Below are 14,518 nucleotides of genomic sequence, written 5' to 3' on the forward strand. Positions count from 1 at the left end.
GGAGTCATGACAAGCGCTCAAGCCTTCTATCAGCAGCTGCAAGATCGATTGCATCAAGGTCCAGTGGTACTAGCAACGATTGTGAAGACGAGGGGGTCTGCTCCCCGAGAAGTTGGCGCGAAGATGGCTATTTGCCCAGATGAAACGATCATTGGCACTATTGGCGGCGGGGCAGGGGAGGGCAAGGTCATTCAACAGGCCCGGCAATTATTGAACGCGGGAAGCCCACAGCTCGTTGACATTGATTTGACCGGTGCACCTAAACGCGACATCCAAGGGGTGTGTGGAGGTAAGGTGCAAGTTTGGCTGAAGCAGTGGAGCGGACAGGCGGCGATCGCCCTAGTGGATCAAATTCTTCAGCTTCTTGCAATGGGCGAACCGGGGCAACTAGTGACTCCTTTCCAGGCAGATCAATTTCCCTATTTGTTGAATGGCAGCGGTTTGGGTTTACAGAGCGATCGCGCTCAAGGAGTCTCTGACCATTTCGTAGAGGTCATTGAGCCGCCTCCAAGATTACTGATTGTGGGTGCTGGTCATGTTGCTGCGGCGCTAGCTAAGGTCGCTCAATTCGCAGATTTTCAAATTGCCGTGCACGACGATCGCGCTGAATTGGTCACGCCTCAAAGATTTCCTAATGCTCTGTTGCTGACAGGACCCATGGACGAGGTTTTAGACAAACTGGTGGATTCTGCTCATCTCTATGTTGCCTTGGTCGCGCGGGGATATCAGCAAGATTTGATCGCCATGCAGTCTATTTTGGAGAGTGCCTGTGACTATGACTACATTGGCGCGATCGGGAGCCAAAAACGCATTCAGATGATTTATCAAGCGCTCCAACAGCAGATGCTGCCGGTCGAAAAACTGAATCCGTTCTACGCACCCATTGGTTTAGACATCGGGGCACTCACGCCAGAAGAAATTGCCGTTAGTATTTGTGCTGAACTCATCAAAGTTCGACGTGGCGGCACAGGGTTATCGCTTTCTCAGCGAATGCAGACTCAAAAGATAACCACAACCCCGCTAAAGATACACCTACCGCAACGTTAAGATTGCCGATGACTGCTCTGCAAGATTTCGCCATTATCCTAGCTGCTGGTGCTTCTAGCCGCATGGGCACCTGTAAGACTGCTTTGCCTTGGCAGGGCAGTACGCTTTTAGCGTATCAGTGCGAACAGTTTTTGTTGACTAGCGTCACGCCTATTGTTGTCTTGGGACCCCACAACCTGCATAGACAAGACGATTGCCCACAGGAAAGTTATGTTGTTCTCAATGCGGCACCTAAGCGAGGGAAGATTAGCTCTATCCAAACAGGGCTGAACGCTTTGCCCGCAGATTGGACCACGCTTTTTATTGCTGCTGTCGATCAGCCTCGTCCAGTCAACGTTTATCGAACCTTGTTGCAGACCCATCGAGAGCGCACAGCTTTACTGACAGCGCCGTCCTATCATGGAAAACTGGGTCATCCTCTGGTGTTTTCCAATCGCTTGGCCTCAGAGTTAGCCATCCTTAGCGAAGAGACGCTGGGATTGCGACGCATTGTTCAAAACTTGGGGGAGGCGATCGCTAAAGTAGAGTTCACGACGCCATTGATTTTGAGTGACTTAAATACACCAGCTCACTATCAAGAGCATCTGAGAACAGTCACTGTAAAAAGATAGGCCGCAGCAACCTACGACCTAAACCCCTTGCTCAGGCTGCCCTAACTGGACAAACGGCCTTACTTCAGACCTGTGTTTGCGCCAGGACGGCCCGTAGCAAGCTCAACCTTGACAATTTTCCCACCCATCTTCTGGATGCGTTGCTGCTCACTAAACCAGTTTTCGTAGGGTACTAGCTTAGTAAAAAATGTGTTCTGCAACTCCCGCTGGGTGCGAATGCGAGTTTGACTAGGAACACAGGCCGTAACCTTAAACATTCGCATGGCTAGTTAGTTCTCCTGAACCAAAACAAACAACAGCAAAAATCAAAAAAATTAAATGGAATTTACGGCTTATCTAAACAGAAAAGTTGAAACTCCAGTTAACACAGTAGTATCTAAAAACCAGCTCCCGCAGAGGACCCGTGTCCCAAGCCAATGCTAAAGACGGGAAACCCGTTCTTCAACACTCGCCCCAGACAAAGATTCTGCGGGAGCGCATCTAAACGATGATAGAAGGCCCTATGAGACCCTCAGCCCTAGCTCAAGCCAGAGCAGATGTAGTCAAAGTAAACGCCCATTTCCTTACCTGCGTCAGCACCAACCAGGCTAGCAGTGACTTCTTTCATAGCTTGGATGGAGTTAACCGTTGCACCGATGGGCACACCCAGAGAGTTGTAAGTCTCTTTCAGGCCATTGAGTACACGCTCATCCAAGATGGAAGGGTCACCCGCCAACATAGCGTAGGTGGAATAGCGTAGGTAGTAGTCCAGGTCGCGGATGCAAGCTGCATAGCGACGAGTGGTATACATATTACCACCCGGACGAGTGATGTCAGAGTAGAGCAGAGACTTGGCAACTGCTTCCTTGACGATTTCAGCTGCGTTAGCGCTAATAGCAGTCGCTGCGCGAACACGCAGTTCACCCGTTTGGAAATAAGCCTTCAGCTTATCCAAGGAAGAACCGTCAAGGTATTTACCCTGAACGTCAGAAGCGTTGATGACAGCAGTAATTGCGTCTTGCATGATTTGTTTCCTTAAATTCCTTACCTGAGTTAAAAACGTGCGTTGAACGAGCAGACTCTACTGCATTGCACCAACGACATAGTCAAAGTAAGCAGATGCTTCAGCAGCATCTTCGCTAGAGAGCAGACCAGAAGCAACTGCCTTCATGCAGCGAACGGATTCTGCAACAGCAGGAACGGGCGTGCCTAGAGAGTTGTACATCTCTTTAACACCGACCAAACCAATCTCTTCGATCGGCGTAACATCCCCAGCAACCACACCGTAAGTGATGAGGCGTAGGTAGTAGTCCATGTCGCGAAGACAGGTTGCCGTCATTTCTTCGCCATATGCGTTTCCACCCGGGGAAACAACATCAGGGCGCTTTTGGAAAAGCTGGTCACCAGCTTGCTTAACAATGCGCTCACGAGACTCAGTCAGAACCTGAGCAATGCGCAGGCGACGCTCGCCAGAGGTCACAAATGTTTTAATACGGTCTAGTTCGCCAGGGCTGAGGTAACGTGCCTCAGCATCAGCGTTCACGATGGATTTCGTGACAATGCTCATTAGATGGATTCCTCCGAAAATGTAACCAGGTATGTAATAGATAGCTGGCATTCACTGGATGTAGACAGCCAGCGATCGCCTCTCAAGGCTTTGCCTTAGCGCCAATCACGCTGTCTGTCATAGATGCCTGCGCCAGCAACAATCCCCAGAACGTCCACAAGTTATCCCTCAAAACCTTTCCCCTAGCGAAAAGCTTAGAGATCTCACAGTGGCACTCCTTAAAACCTTGAGGCGCAAGCACCTTCGGAATTTATTGTCCGGTATCACCTTCTCCTTCTTCAGTGAGGTGAAACATTTTGTAATACTTTTCCTCATGTTTTCTCAATCCTTCCGTCCACTAAGGTTTTGAGGAGGATTGTTACGCAAAAAAACCACACCCTAATTGGCAGGGTGCGATCGCGGTCTAGATGGCTTTGTAACGATGCTTAACGCTCAGTTTCCCGGTAGAGACCGTGCGATCTCTACCGGGATGACTAACTAGGACTTCTCCATTGCACCGGCCATCAGCGGCATTTGAGTACCGTCAACATTAGAATTGACAGGTTCAAAACTAGGCACTACTAGATCATTGTTTTGCTTAGTGAGTTGGTTGTAAAGCCGCTCAGTATTCGGGAAATTGGCCGCAGGTAACGTTGGGAAGCGACGGAAAGGTACTACATCCTCGCCAAAGCATTCCGTATACTCTGGGCTGTTGACCATCTCCCGAATGAAGCCCTTCAAACCTTGCTTAGCTAAGATCTGGTTGTATTTGCGAATCTCCTGCTGATCGACGGGCGCACGACCTAAGAAGTGCTTGGTCCCCAACTCAATCACCTTCGTGTTGGGATAGGGGGCGTAGAACTCCTTGAGGTAAAGCTGAGAGCATCCCAGACCTTCGATAAACTCCTTCAGATTGATTTCCCCATTGCTTAATCGACTTTCCAGCACTTTGAACTCGTTTTGCACGATATAGGGGGCAATGTCTCGCTCAAAGATTTGCCGATAAGCCGCCTGAATGATCAACGACAGGCTGGTTTTATCTGCCGTGGTCGTAAGTTTGAAAATCTTGGTCTGCTGGCGCTGACGGTTAACGCCTTGGCTCACCCGCATTTGAACATCAGGCATGGTGCGAACACCAGTGGCTTGACCCAGTTCAACAAAGCGAGGCGTGGTTTCAGGCATATCCTGAGCCATGCCGCGATCAGCCATGGCACCACCCCGCACTGTCCGCATAGCGAGACCTGCCGGTGTGAGGTAACGCTCATAGGGAATCGTATCCTCGCCAAATGACTCATCGTATTCCTTGCTATCGATGATGGCGTCAACCAGTGCGTAGAACCCCTTCTTAGAACAGATATCAAAATATTTGTTCGTTTCCTGACGGCCATAGGTTGGGCGACCTAACAAGCGACGATGAATGTACTCAACGGCCTTCATGACATAGAGAGACGTCCAGTACATCTTGCGGAATATTTCCGACTTGGCTAGCGCTCGAATGAATTCACGAACGGTAATATCGCCGTTTTCTAGCTTGATTTCCGCCGTCTTCAGCCGTTGGCCTTCATAGAGTTCACGGCCAAAGACTTGACGATAGGCCGCTGTGATGACGGCCTGAGTCGAACTCTCTGAGTAACGGACGCTAGCTTGAGTGTTACCCGTTGCTGGAATTTGGTCGAGCTTAAAGACCTTGGGTCCTAGAGAGCCAGGATTCTTCGGCCTAGCCGCAGGATTGCTCAGCTGATTGTCAATGCCTGCGCCTCGACGAATCAGGATACGCCGAGTGTCCTTATTGAAGAAAGCGGGTGTGGCATCAGGGTTCCGAGTCTCTTTCGGGAAGATGGCGCCAAACTGAATTTCCAACGGATCGTTGCCAGAACCATAAACGTGCTGGTCAGGCAGCGGCTGTTCGTAAGCGGAAAAGAGCGTAACAAATTGAGGCACTTTTCGGAACGGGGCGCTGTAGTTAAACAGGTCGAACTGAGGTCCCCAATTGCGACATTCCTGCGCTTCCTGCCCTAGCCCTCTGATGTAGGGAACGGTCTCTTCACCAAAGTAGTCAGCGTATTCTTTGGAATCTACGAGCGCATCCACCAGAGCGGACAGCCCCCCTTTGGAGATAATCGCGAAGTAGTCTTGAACCTCTTCGCGAGAACTGGGGCCACGGCCCAAAATATGGCGGAAAGCCAGTTCTAAGGCCCGGCTGTTGATGTACGGCTCGTAGAAATTCTTTCGATATAGGGGCGACTTACACAGGCGACGAATAAATTCCTTCATGGAAATTTCGCCATTTTTGACCTTCGACTCCAGATCGGAAATCCCTAAAGAGTAAGCCCGTTGGATATCGCGCTCAAAAACCTGTCGATAAGCAGCTTTGACAATGCTTTGCTTCTCGCTGGAAGATAGGCCAGGCTTCATGGCGTACTTAGGTCGCCGCTCAGCTGCATTGAAATAAATTTGCGGTAGCTCCAGTCCTTGCAAGTCATCCGAAGGACGCTGGCGCAGCTTGTTAGAAGGTGTCGGAGCTTTGAACTCATCTAGCAGTACGTCGAAGTACTGGGTCACAATTTCAGAAGCTTCAGCGTCTTCTCGGAAATACCGCAACGCTGCAAAGCGCATCGTCTGAATGGCGACGATCGTTGCTGCCGAAGAACACGCATTCTCAATAATCTCCCGCAGTCCTCGGACGTTAACGGAGATGATATTGGGATCACCCGCCACGATCGCATAGCTCAAGTACCGCAAGAACCAACTCATATCCCGCAGCGACTTTTGCATGTTGCCGGGGCCGTAACGAGATACGTTGATAGGCCTGAAACCAGGAGGGATTGGCCCGCTGGGGGTACCAACGCTAAAGATGGAGCGGATACCTTCAAAAATGCCGCCGCCGTTACTCTCGATGTAGGTGGCGGTGCCTAACTTGGAGGCTTGCAGATCATCCAAAACTTCGCCACTCATTGTCATCTGGACTTCCTCGGCGGAATCGTCCAAGCGCTCCAGGTAAGACAATGGGGAGCCGCCCGTAAAAATACGGTTGGCAGCCTGAGACACAATCAGCTCAGAGTAGCGCGTCAAAGCTTCGGCGATCGCAAGCCGCTTAGCTCCAGAAGTAAAGAAGCTAGAGAGTTCTTCAAGCTCTCCTTTATTGATATATCGGTCTTGCTGCTCTGCCTGGGAGATGGTCGCGACGGGCAGAGTTTGATACAGCTGGGGTCGCGCAACGACGCTACCGCCACTAGCTTTTAGAGTCATCCTTTTTCAACGGCTCCCTACTCAATCTTCAAAAACAGAATCAGCCAGATACCTCAACGACAGAAACACTCCTACCGTCCCAAGCTGGAGTATCTAGCAGTACAGAAATTAAAAGCCCAACGTCCAATAAGGACGATCATTCTAGACTTCAAGATTAAAACGATTCGGGTTAGAAGCTGATTAATGTTAAAAACTGTGTAATAACCTCATCACCCTCTCCACACGACATCCTACAAGGGACTAGGGACGAACATGAGAAAGATGTAAAGCTCTGTAACGTTCTCTGTTTTCTCATCGATGAGTATGAGGAAGTATTAATCTCTACCCATCCACCCCTCACCCATTCCACGCCCATGTCTGCCGACTCTATCAGTCAAGCTGTTGCTAGCCTCTATAACACTTACCCTTTTCCACCTGAACCCTTACTGGATGAGCCGCCACCCGGTTACAACTGGCGTTGGCACTGGTCAGCATCTTATGCCTTTTGCACAGGACAGATGCCCCAGAAGCAGGCCGTTCGAGTGCTCGATGCTGGCTGTGGCACCGGTGTGGGCAGCGAATATATTGCCCATCTCAATCCGCAGGTGTTGATTACAGGCATTGATATTAGCGATCGCGCTATTGCTACAGCTCGCGAACGCTGTCAGCGGTCTGGGGCTAAGAACGTCATGTTCCAAACCCTAAGCCTTTACGAGGCCGCTACGCTGAATCAGCAATTCGACTGGATCAACTGCGTGGGTGTCCTACATCACCTGCCGGATCCGATTAAAGGGTTGCAGGCTCTGGCATCGGTTTTAGCTCCGGGAGGCATTTTTCACATTTTTGTCTATGCGGCTTTGGGGCGTTGGGAAATTAGCCTGACGCAAAAGGCGATCGCTCTTCTACAGGGGGACCGTCGTGGTGATTATGAAGATGGCGTTGCCGTTGGTCGCCAACTCTTCAAGACACTCCCTGAGGACAATCGGCTGAGGCAGCGAGAACAGACCCGGTGGTCGATGGAGAATCAACGGGATGCTAATTTTGCCGATATGTACGTGCATCCCCAGGAAGTGGACTATACAGTCGATACGCTGTTTGAGTTTATTGATGCCTCGGGGTTAACTTTTCTCGGCTTTTCCAATCCTCGCCACTGGGATTTGTCTCGTTTGTTGGGCAATGACTCGACCCTAATGACTCGCGCTCAAACACTATCGGAACGCGATCGCTACCGCTTGATCGAACTTCTGGATCCTGAAATCACGCACTTTGAATTTTTCCTCGCAAAACCACCCCTGCCGCAAGCCGACTGGTCAGACGATGAAACCCTAAAAGTCGCTCATCCAGAACGTCAGCCTTGTCTGCAAGGCTGGCCGAGTCGATCCATTTTCGACGCGGACTACCAAATCGTGGAGCTGACCGAAGCTGAATTTGCCTTTCTGAAACACTGTGACTCGGCCTTAGTGACGGCAACAGTAGAGGACTGTCTAGTGGGAACGGATCTGGATTTGGCAGGGGTGCGATCGCTCCAGCAAAGACAGTTGGTGCTGTTATTGCCGCGATCGTGAGCAGCGTTCTCTCTCAGCCCAATCATTATCGTTAACCCAGACAATTTAGAGGATGCAGCTAAATTCCGCACATTTTTGAGGATTAATTACCTATTCAAATAATTAAAGATTGTTACCGTGATATGATCGGCGGTGGTCTGGGCAGCTGCTTGTAAAAGTAGCTCCAGGCATAACCTTCAACGATTGACCGGATAGGCTGAGTGGAAACTCCCTCAAGTTCTGAACTATCAGATTTAACAGGAGCCGAAGCACCTTCACCGTCTTCTTCCGAAGACGCTATGGAGGGTTTTTATCGCCTCCAAAGGCGACTGCTGACGACCACCCTCGTGTTTTCAGCATTTATCTTTGTGAGTACTTGGTTAGCCTACTCGTCGCATATCGCCTTGAATTACCTCATAGGTGCGTGCGTAGGTGTGGTTTACTTGAGGATGTTGTCAAAAAACGTGGAAAAGATTGGGCAGGGAGCTGGCGGCGTTTCAAGCGGTCGATTGGCTCTGGTAGCTGCAATGATACTGCTCGCGAGTCAGTGGAATCAGCTGGAAATTATGCCTGTTTTTCTAGGATTTTTGACCTATAAAGCAGCTCTCATTGGTTACACCATATGGACCGCTATTCCTACGGGTGAATAGCCTATGACCGTAAATCTTTGGGTTATGAGAGTTTAACACTGTTTTTTCGGCAGGTTTTTGTGCAAACCTTAAGATTAGCTAGAGATGATAGACATTATGCCGATTTCAATGTTGTTGGCTGAGCTAGAAGTAGGCCAGCATTTTTATTGGGAAATAGCAGGTCTCAAGATTCACGGTCAGGTTTTTCTAACGTCCTGGTTTGTGATTGCACTGCTGGTTCTGGTCTCAGTTCTTGCTACACGCAAGATTGAGCGCATCCCGTCGGGATTGCAGAACTTCATGGAGTATGCGCTGGAATTTATCCGCGATCTCGCTAAGGGACAAATTGGAGAAAAGGAATATTGTCCCTGGGTTCCCTTTGTCGGCACACTGTTTCTGTTCATCTTTGTCTCAAACTGGTCAGGTGCCTTGTTGCCCTGGAAGCTAATTAAGATTCCAGGCAGTGAGTTGGCGGCTCCCACCAACGATATCAACACGACCGTTGCCTTGGCGTTGCTGACGTCTCTAGCCTATTTTTACGCGGGTTTAAGTCGGCGTGGACTGGGTTACTTTGCTCGATATATTGAGCCAACTCCCATTCTTCTCCCCATCAATATTTTGGAAGATTTCACCAAGCCCTTGTCCCTAAGCTTCCGACTTTTCGGAAACATTTTGGCGGATGAGCTGGTTGTTGCAGTCCTAGTGCTGCTGGTGCCCTTGTTCGTGCCTCTACCAGTCATGATTTTGGGCTTGTTTACCAGTGCAATTCAAGCGCTTATCTTTGCAACTCTGGCTGCTGTCTATATTGGAGAAGCGATCGAGGGCCACGGTGAGGAAGAGCATGGGTAGTTTACAGACTACCCAGATGATACCTGGGTTGATGCGCGGGTTATTAGAGCGCGCCATCAACGAGGCGGTCCCCTGGACCATTTAATAAGAGCAAGCCAATTGGCGAGTTCAAATCTGTAGCTGTTAGTAGATTGTCAACTCTTGAGGTAAAGACATGGATCCGATTGTTGCTGTTGCATCTGTCGTTGCTGCTGCACTGGCTGTAGGCCTGGCATCTATTGGCCCTGGTATTGGTCAAGGAAATGCTGCTGGTCAGGCAGTAGAGGGGATTGCTCGTCAGCCCGAAGCTGAGGGCAAGATTCGCGGTACCCTCCTGCTGTCTCTAGCGTTCATGGAAGCGTTGACCATCTATGGTCTCGTAGTTGCTTTGGTTCTTTTGTTTGCAAACCCCTTTGCATAAATCTGACGCTTCTCGATTGAGAGGGCACGCTTTCTCAATCGAGACTTCTCTTGATTTGAATCTGATGATTTAAATCTGATGTAGACCCCTTCGAATGAAACTGTGGGCTTGGTGCGATGAATTGGACGTTGCTTTTAGCTGTTGAGGCAGCTGCTGAAGAGTCAGGCGGTTTGTTTGACATTGATGCAACTTTGCCCTTGATGGCAATTCAGTTTTTGATTTTGGCTGCTGTCCTCAATGCGGTTTTTTATAAACCCTTGGGTAAAGCCATCGATGAAAGAGACGGGTATGTTCGCTCTAATGTGACAGAGGCCAAGGAGCGCCTAGCCCAAGCAGAAAAGTTAGCCACGCAGTATGAGCAAGATTTGGCTGAGTCTCGTAAACAGGCTCAAGCCATTATTTCTGATGCTCAGGCTGAGGCACAGCAGATTGCTAGCCAGCAGCTTGCCGAGGCCCAACAGGAAGCACAGGCTCAAAAGGAGCAGGCCCAGAAGGAAATTGAGGCTCAGAAGGAGTCAGCTTTTCAGGCTTTGGAAGGCCAGGTTGAGGACCTGACTCGACAGATGCTGGACAAGCTCCTCAGTTTCGCTTGACCCTGTCCCAGGCTAAGACCCTGTTGCAGGAAGACTCAGAATCAACTGTGTCTATCTAAGGTGCTTCATGTCTGGGAGCTACAGCCTTGAAGCCGCCTCTGGATTCTTGGTTTAGTTGATGACAGCCCTTGAACAGGGTGTTTACGTTCTATTGCATTGATTGTTAGGAAAAACCGCCATGATAAGTCTTTGGCTGCTAGCAACCGAAGAAGGTGGCTATGGATTTAATTTCGACATCCTGGAAACCAATCTGATCAACCTTGTGATCATTTGGGGTGTGCTGTTTTACTTCGGCAGCAAGTTTTTGGGAAACACTTTATCCAGCCGCCGTGCCTCCATTGAAGAGGCTATTCAAGATGCTGAGCGTCGTCAGCGTGAGGCGACGAAGGCATTGGACGAACAAAACAAGAATTTGGCTCAGGCTCAGTCCAAAGCCCAAGAAATTGTGCAGACGGCTAAGCAGAATGCCTCTAAGGCCCGTGAGGATATACTGGCTCAGTCTAAGACTGACATTGAGCGGATGCGAGCAGCAGCTGATCAGGATGTTTCCTTTCAGCAAGAGCGTGTTATGCGTGAGCTAAGACAGCGCATTGCACAGTTGGCAATGGAGCGCGCTGAGAATGAATTGCCTTCTCGCCTAACACCAGAAGTACAAAACTCGCTGGTAGATAAAAGCATCGCCCTGCTGGAGGACTAGGTCATGAGCGGAACCATTGTATCCATGGAAATTGCTGACCCCTATGCTCAGGCTCTGATGTCTTTGGCAAAGGATCAGCAGCTAGAGGATAAGTTTGGAGAAGATTCTAAAGCTGTTTTAGATCTCCTCAACGAATCTGCTGAACTCCAGCAGTTTTTAGCTAACCCGCTCATGGAAGAAGGGGCTAAGAAGGGGGTCCTAGATCAGATTTCAGGTGAATTGCATCCTCTGTTTGCTAACTTCATGAAGCTTTTAGTTGACAAGGGCCGCATTGGCTTTCTTGAACCTATCTTGAAGCAGTATCAAGATCTGCTGCGCCAGCTTAGAAAGACTGTCTTAGCGGAGGTGACCTCCGCGATTGAACTCTCAGATGAACAGAAAGATAGGATTCGTCAGAAGGTCACTGCTATGGCCGGGGCAGAGCAGGTCGAGCTAGAGGTGAACTTAGATCCTGAGCTGTTGGGGGGTGTCATCATCAAGGTAGGTTCTCAGATTGTTGATGCTAGCCTGCGGGGTCAGCTTCGACGTCTAAGTATGCAGTTGAGTTCTGCGACTTAGTTCTTCCGCCTGACAGTGTTAACTGCTGGGTTTGAGTTTTTGATCGTCCACTTAAGTTCAATAGAGCAATTCCAATGGTAAGCATCAGACCTGACGAAATTAGTAGCATTATCAAGCAGCAGATTGAGCAATATGACCAGTCTGTCCAAGTGTCCAATGTGGGTACCGTTCTCCAGGTAGGTGACGGAATTGCCCGTATCTATGGCTTGGAAAAGGCGATGGCTGGGGAACTGCTTGAGTTTCAGGACGGCACAGTCGGGATCGTCCTGAACTTAGAGGAAGATAACGTCGGTGCCGTGTTGATGGGCTCTGGCTACGGCATTCAGGAGGGTAGTCCAGTTACGGCTACCGGTAAGATTAACTCCATTCCGGTTGGCGATGCTATGGTGGGCCGGGTTGTAGATGCATTAGCTCGCCCTATTGATGGTAAGGGCGAAATTCAAACCTCTGAAAGCCGTTTGACTGAATCCACAGCGCCTGGAATCATCGCTCGTAAGTCGGTTTGTGAGCCTATGCAAACGGGCATTACGGCCATTGACGCCATGATTCCGATTGGTCGGGGTCAGCGTGAGTTGATTATTGGCGATCGCCAGACGGGCAAAACTGCCGTTGCGATCGACACCATCCTTAACCAGAAGGGCCAAGACGTAATTTGTGTTTACGTAGCGATTGGGCAAAAAGCCGCTTCCGTTGCCCAAGTTGTGAATGTTTTAGAAGAGCGCGGCGCTATGGACTACACCATCGTCGTTGCGGCCAACGCCAGTGACCCAGCACCGCTGCAATATCTGGCTCCCTATACGGGCGCGACCCTAGCCGAGTACTTCATGTTCAAGGGCAAGCACACCTTGGTGGTGTACGATGACTTGTCCAAGCAGGCTCAGGCCTATCGTCAAATGTCCTTGCTGCTGCGTCGTCCACCGGGTCGTGAAGCGTATCCCGGAGACGTATTTTACTTGCACTCCCGCTTGTTAGAGCGGGCAGCAAAGCTCAGCGATGAATTGGGTGGCGGCAGTATGACAGCACTGCCGATCATTGAAACCCAAGCGGGTGATGTCTCGGCTTATATTCCTACCAACGTTATTTCAATTACTGACGGTCAAATCTTCCTGTCCTCCGACTTGTTCAACTCTGGTTTGCGCCCTGCCATCAATGCGGGTATCTCCGTCTCCCGGGTGGGCGGTGCGGCTCAGATCAAGGCGATGAAGAAGGTTGCAGGTAAGCTCAAGCTGGAGCTAGCTCAGTTTGCTGAGCTGCAAGCCTTTGCCCAGTTTGCATCTGACTTGGATAAGGCTACTCAAGACCAGCTAGCTCGCGGCGCGCGCCTGCGGGAATTGCTGAAGCAGCCTCAAAACTCACCACTGCCGGTTGAGGATCAGATTGCGATTATCTACGCTGGCACGAACGGCTACTTAGATGACATTCCCGTTGATGGCATTGTGGATTATGCTAAGCAGCTGCGCGAATACTTGAGAACCAGCAAGCCTCGCTATGCAGAAATCGTTCAGTCTGAGAAGAAGCTCACCGATGAGCTGATTGGAATTCTCAAGGAGTCTATCCAAGAGACTAAGCAGGCGTTTATGGCGGCGGCTTAACTCCGGTTTAAGGCTTCAGGTAGTCTGCAATGGACTGACTACCTGAAGCCATTATTGGTTGGGAAAAGAGACATATGGCTAACCTCAAAGCAATTCGCGATCGCATTAAGACAGTCAAAAATACACGGAAAATCACGGAAGCGATGCGGTTGGTCGCAACCGCTAAGGTGCGTCGGGCACAGGAGCAAGTCATTGCAACCAGGCCCTTTGCCGACCGTCTGGCTCAAGTCCTGCACGGCTTACAAACGCGACTTCAGTTTGAAGATGTTGATCTACCGCTGCTGCAAAAGCGTGAGGTCGAGAACGTTGCACTGCTGGTTATTTCGGGCGATCGCGGTCTTTGCGGTGGTTACAACACGAATGTGATTCGTCGAGCTGAGAATCGCTCGAAAGAACTAACGGCGACGAACATCAATTACACCTATGTTCTTGTCGGTCGCAAAGCAGTTCAATATTTCAGCCGTCGCGAACAGCCCATTGACAAAACCTTCACTGAACTAGAGCAGATTCCTACGGCGGAGGAAGCTTCACAGATTGCCGATCAGCTGTTGTCTTTGTTCTTGTCCGGCACTGTGGATCGGGTTGAATTGGTTTACACCAAGTTTGTGTCTTTGGTCAGTTCACGCCCCGTCGTGCAAACCCTGCTACCTCTCGATCCGCAAGGATTAGAGGCTCAAGATGACGAAATCTTCCGGCTAATCACTCGTTCGGGGCAAATTGACGTTGCCCGTGAGAAAGTCTCCTTCGAAGATCGGTCTCTGCCGAAGGACATGCTGTTCGAGCAAGATCCGGTGCAAATTCTGGAGGCGCTGTTGCCGCTGTATTTTAGCAACCAGATCTTACGCGCTCTGCAAGAAGCTGCTGCTAGCGAGCTGGCTGCTCGTATGACTGCTATGAACAACGCCAGCGACAATGCTAGTCAGCTCGTGAAGTCCCTAACGCTGGACTACAACAAAGCGCGACAGGCTGCGATTACTCAAGAAATCTTGGAAATCGTGGGTGGTGCGGAAGCCCTCAGCTAACCCTCTGCGCTAACGCTTATTTCGAAAGTACTCCCAATTCAGCATTGCTGAATTGGGAGTACTTTTAGGAGCACAGTTTATTGACCATATAGTTGTCAGTTCCGTTAGGACAAGACGGCGGGTTATCTATTGATGCACTGAGCATTCAAATATTGCTTGATGCACAAGCCTGGATGGCTGAAGCTATGGTTGCGAATAATCGTCTGGAACTCTTGATAGGTCA

Annotated in this window: 15 protein-coding genes; 11 read left to right on the forward strand and 4 right to left on the reverse strand. The window is 50.0% G+C overall.

What is annotated here, in order from left to right:
- Positions 1-6: 6 nt before the first annotated feature.
- Together PN498_RS07475 and PN498_RS07480 are read left to right on the forward strand one after the other, a co-directional pair.
- Positions 7-1,047, forward strand: a complete 1,041-nt coding sequence (locus PN498_RS07475) for an XdhC family protein (protein ID WP_272062095.1) — start codon at positions 7-9, stop codon at positions 1,045-1,047.
- Positions 1,048-1,055: 8 nt separating this feature from the next.
- Complete coding sequence (locus PN498_RS07480) at positions 1,056-1,658, forward strand: nucleotidyltransferase family protein (RefSeq protein ID WP_272062096.1); 603 nt, start codon at positions 1,056-1,058, stop codon at positions 1,656-1,658.
- A 59-nt stretch (positions 1,659-1,717) separates the two neighbouring features.
- Here the strand turns inward: PN498_RS07480 and PN498_RS07485 are convergent, their stop codons facing one another.
- From PN498_RS07485 to PN498_RS07500, 4 genes are all read right to left on the reverse strand, one after another.
- Entirely contained in the window at positions 1,718-1,921 is a 204-nt protein-coding gene (locus PN498_RS07485; protein ID WP_272062097.1) for a phycobilisome linker polypeptide, read from the reverse strand.
- Positions 1,922-2,175: 254 nt separating this feature from the next.
- A complete protein-coding gene (gene apcB, locus PN498_RS07490) occupies positions 2,176-2,661 on the reverse strand; it encodes an allophycocyanin subunit beta (protein ID WP_272062098.1) in 486 nt (161 codons plus the stop codon).
- Between the two features lie 57 nt (positions 2,662-2,718).
- Complete coding sequence (gene apcA, locus PN498_RS07495; protein ID WP_272062099.1) at positions 2,719-3,204, reverse strand: allophycocyanin subunit alpha; 486 nt, start codon at positions 3,202-3,204, stop codon at positions 2,719-2,721.
- A gap of 477 nt (positions 3,205-3,681) precedes the next feature.
- On the reverse strand, positions 3,682-6,432 hold the full coding sequence (locus PN498_RS07500) for a phycobilisome rod-core linker polypeptide (protein WP_272062100.1): 2,751 nt from the start codon (positions 6,430-6,432) through the stop codon (positions 3,682-3,684).
- A 353-nt stretch (positions 6,433-6,785) separates the two neighbouring features.
- Between PN498_RS07500 and PN498_RS07505 the strand changes: the two genes are divergently transcribed.
- The 9 genes from PN498_RS07505 (at position 6,786) to PN498_RS07545 (ending at position 14,295) form a co-directional block, all read left to right on the forward strand.
- The gene (locus tag PN498_RS07505; RefSeq protein WP_272062101.1) at positions 6,786-7,976 is read left to right on the forward strand and encodes a class I SAM-dependent methyltransferase; all 1,191 of its coding nucleotides are present in this window, start codon (positions 6,786-6,788) and stop codon (positions 7,974-7,976) included.
- Between the two features lie 200 nt (positions 7,977-8,176).
- A complete protein-coding gene (locus PN498_RS07510) occupies positions 8,177-8,605 on the forward strand; it encodes an ATP synthase subunit I (RefSeq protein WP_272062102.1) in 429 nt (142 codons plus the stop codon).
- A 96-nt stretch (positions 8,606-8,701) separates the two neighbouring features.
- Positions 8,702-9,433 carry a F0F1 ATP synthase subunit A gene (gene atpB, locus PN498_RS07515; RefSeq protein ID WP_334312230.1) on the forward strand — a complete coding sequence of 244 codons (732 nt, stop codon included), beginning with the start codon at positions 8,702-8,704 and terminating at the stop codon, positions 9,431-9,433.
- A gap of 154 nt (positions 9,434-9,587) precedes the next feature.
- Positions 9,588-9,833, forward strand: coding sequence for an ATP synthase F0 subunit C (gene atpE / locus PN498_RS07520; RefSeq protein ID WP_272062104.1), 246 nt, complete (start codon positions 9,588-9,590; stop codon positions 9,831-9,833).
- Positions 9,834-9,949: 116 nt separating this feature from the next.
- Complete coding sequence (locus PN498_RS07525) at positions 9,950-10,426, forward strand: F0F1 ATP synthase subunit B' (RefSeq protein WP_272062105.1); 477 nt, start codon at positions 9,950-9,952, stop codon at positions 10,424-10,426.
- A gap of 178 nt (positions 10,427-10,604) precedes the next feature.
- Positions 10,605-11,123, forward strand: a complete 519-nt coding sequence (locus PN498_RS07530; RefSeq protein WP_272062106.1) for a F0F1 ATP synthase subunit B — start codon at positions 10,605-10,607, stop codon at positions 11,121-11,123.
- Positions 11,124-11,126: 3 nt separating this feature from the next.
- Positions 11,127-11,681 (forward strand): ATP synthase F1 subunit delta, encoded by a 555-nt coding sequence (atpH, locus tag PN498_RS07535; RefSeq protein ID WP_272062107.1) that lies wholly within the window; start codon positions 11,127-11,129, stop codon positions 11,679-11,681.
- A gap of 74 nt (positions 11,682-11,755) precedes the next feature.
- Positions 11,756-13,273 carry a F0F1 ATP synthase subunit alpha gene (gene atpA, locus PN498_RS07540; RefSeq protein ID WP_272062108.1) on the forward strand — a complete coding sequence of 506 codons (1,518 nt, stop codon included), beginning with the start codon at positions 11,756-11,758 and terminating at the stop codon, positions 13,271-13,273.
- 74 nt (positions 13,274-13,347) lie between these two features.
- Positions 13,348-14,295: a F0F1 ATP synthase subunit gamma gene (locus PN498_RS07545; RefSeq protein WP_272062109.1), complete on the forward strand. Its 948-nt coding sequence runs from the start codon at positions 13,348-13,350 to the stop codon at positions 14,293-14,295.
- Positions 14,296-14,518: the final 223 nt, after the last annotated feature.

Source organism: Oscillatoria sp. CS-180, assembly GCF_028330965.1.
Classification (GTDB): domain Bacteria; phylum Cyanobacteriota; class Cyanobacteriia; order Phormidesmidales; family Phormidesmidaceae; genus Halomicronema.

Bases quoted from the DNA above. Each gene is read 5' to 3' on its own strand.
- PN498_RS07475 (WP_272062095.1), top strand. From the start codon at position 7: ATGACAAGCGCTCAAGCCTTCTATCAGCAGCTGCAAGATCGATTGCAT.
- PN498_RS07480 (WP_272062096.1), top strand. From the start codon at position 1,056: ATGACTGCTCTGCAAGATTTCGCCATTATCCTAGCTGCTGGTGCTTCT.
- PN498_RS07485 (WP_272062097.1), bottom strand. From the start codon at position 1,921: ATGCGAATGTTTAAGGTTACGGCCTGTGTTCCTAGTCAAACTCGCATT.
- apcB (WP_272062098.1), bottom strand. From the start codon at position 2,661: ATGCAAGACGCAATTACTGCTGTCATCAACGCTTCTGACGTTCAGGGT.
- apcA (WP_272062099.1), bottom strand. From the start codon at position 3,204: ATGAGCATTGTCACGAAATCCATCGTGAACGCTGATGCTGAGGCACGT.
- PN498_RS07500 (WP_272062100.1), bottom strand. From the start codon at position 6,432: ATGACTCTAAAAGCTAGTGGCGGTAGCGTCGTTGCGCGACCCCAGCTG.
- PN498_RS07505 (WP_272062101.1), top strand. From the start codon at position 6,786: ATGTCTGCCGACTCTATCAGTCAAGCTGTTGCTAGCCTCTATAACACT.
- atpB (WP_334312230.1), top strand. From the start codon at position 8,702: ATGCCGATTTCAATGTTGTTGGCTGAGCTAGAAGTAGGCCAGCATTTT.
- atpE (WP_272062104.1), top strand. From the start codon at position 9,588: ATGGATCCGATTGTTGCTGTTGCATCTGTCGTTGCTGCTGCACTGGCT.
- PN498_RS07525 (WP_272062105.1), top strand. From the start codon at position 9,950: ATGAATTGGACGTTGCTTTTAGCTGTTGAGGCAGCTGCTGAAGAGTCA.
- PN498_RS07530 (WP_272062106.1), top strand. From the start codon at position 10,605: ATGATAAGTCTTTGGCTGCTAGCAACCGAAGAAGGTGGCTATGGATTT.
- atpH (WP_272062107.1), top strand. From the start codon at position 11,127: ATGAGCGGAACCATTGTATCCATGGAAATTGCTGACCCCTATGCTCAG.
- atpA (WP_272062108.1), top strand. From the start codon at position 11,756: ATGGTAAGCATCAGACCTGACGAAATTAGTAGCATTATCAAGCAGCAG.
- PN498_RS07545 (WP_272062109.1), top strand. From the start codon at position 13,348: ATGGCTAACCTCAAAGCAATTCGCGATCGCATTAAGACAGTCAAAAAT.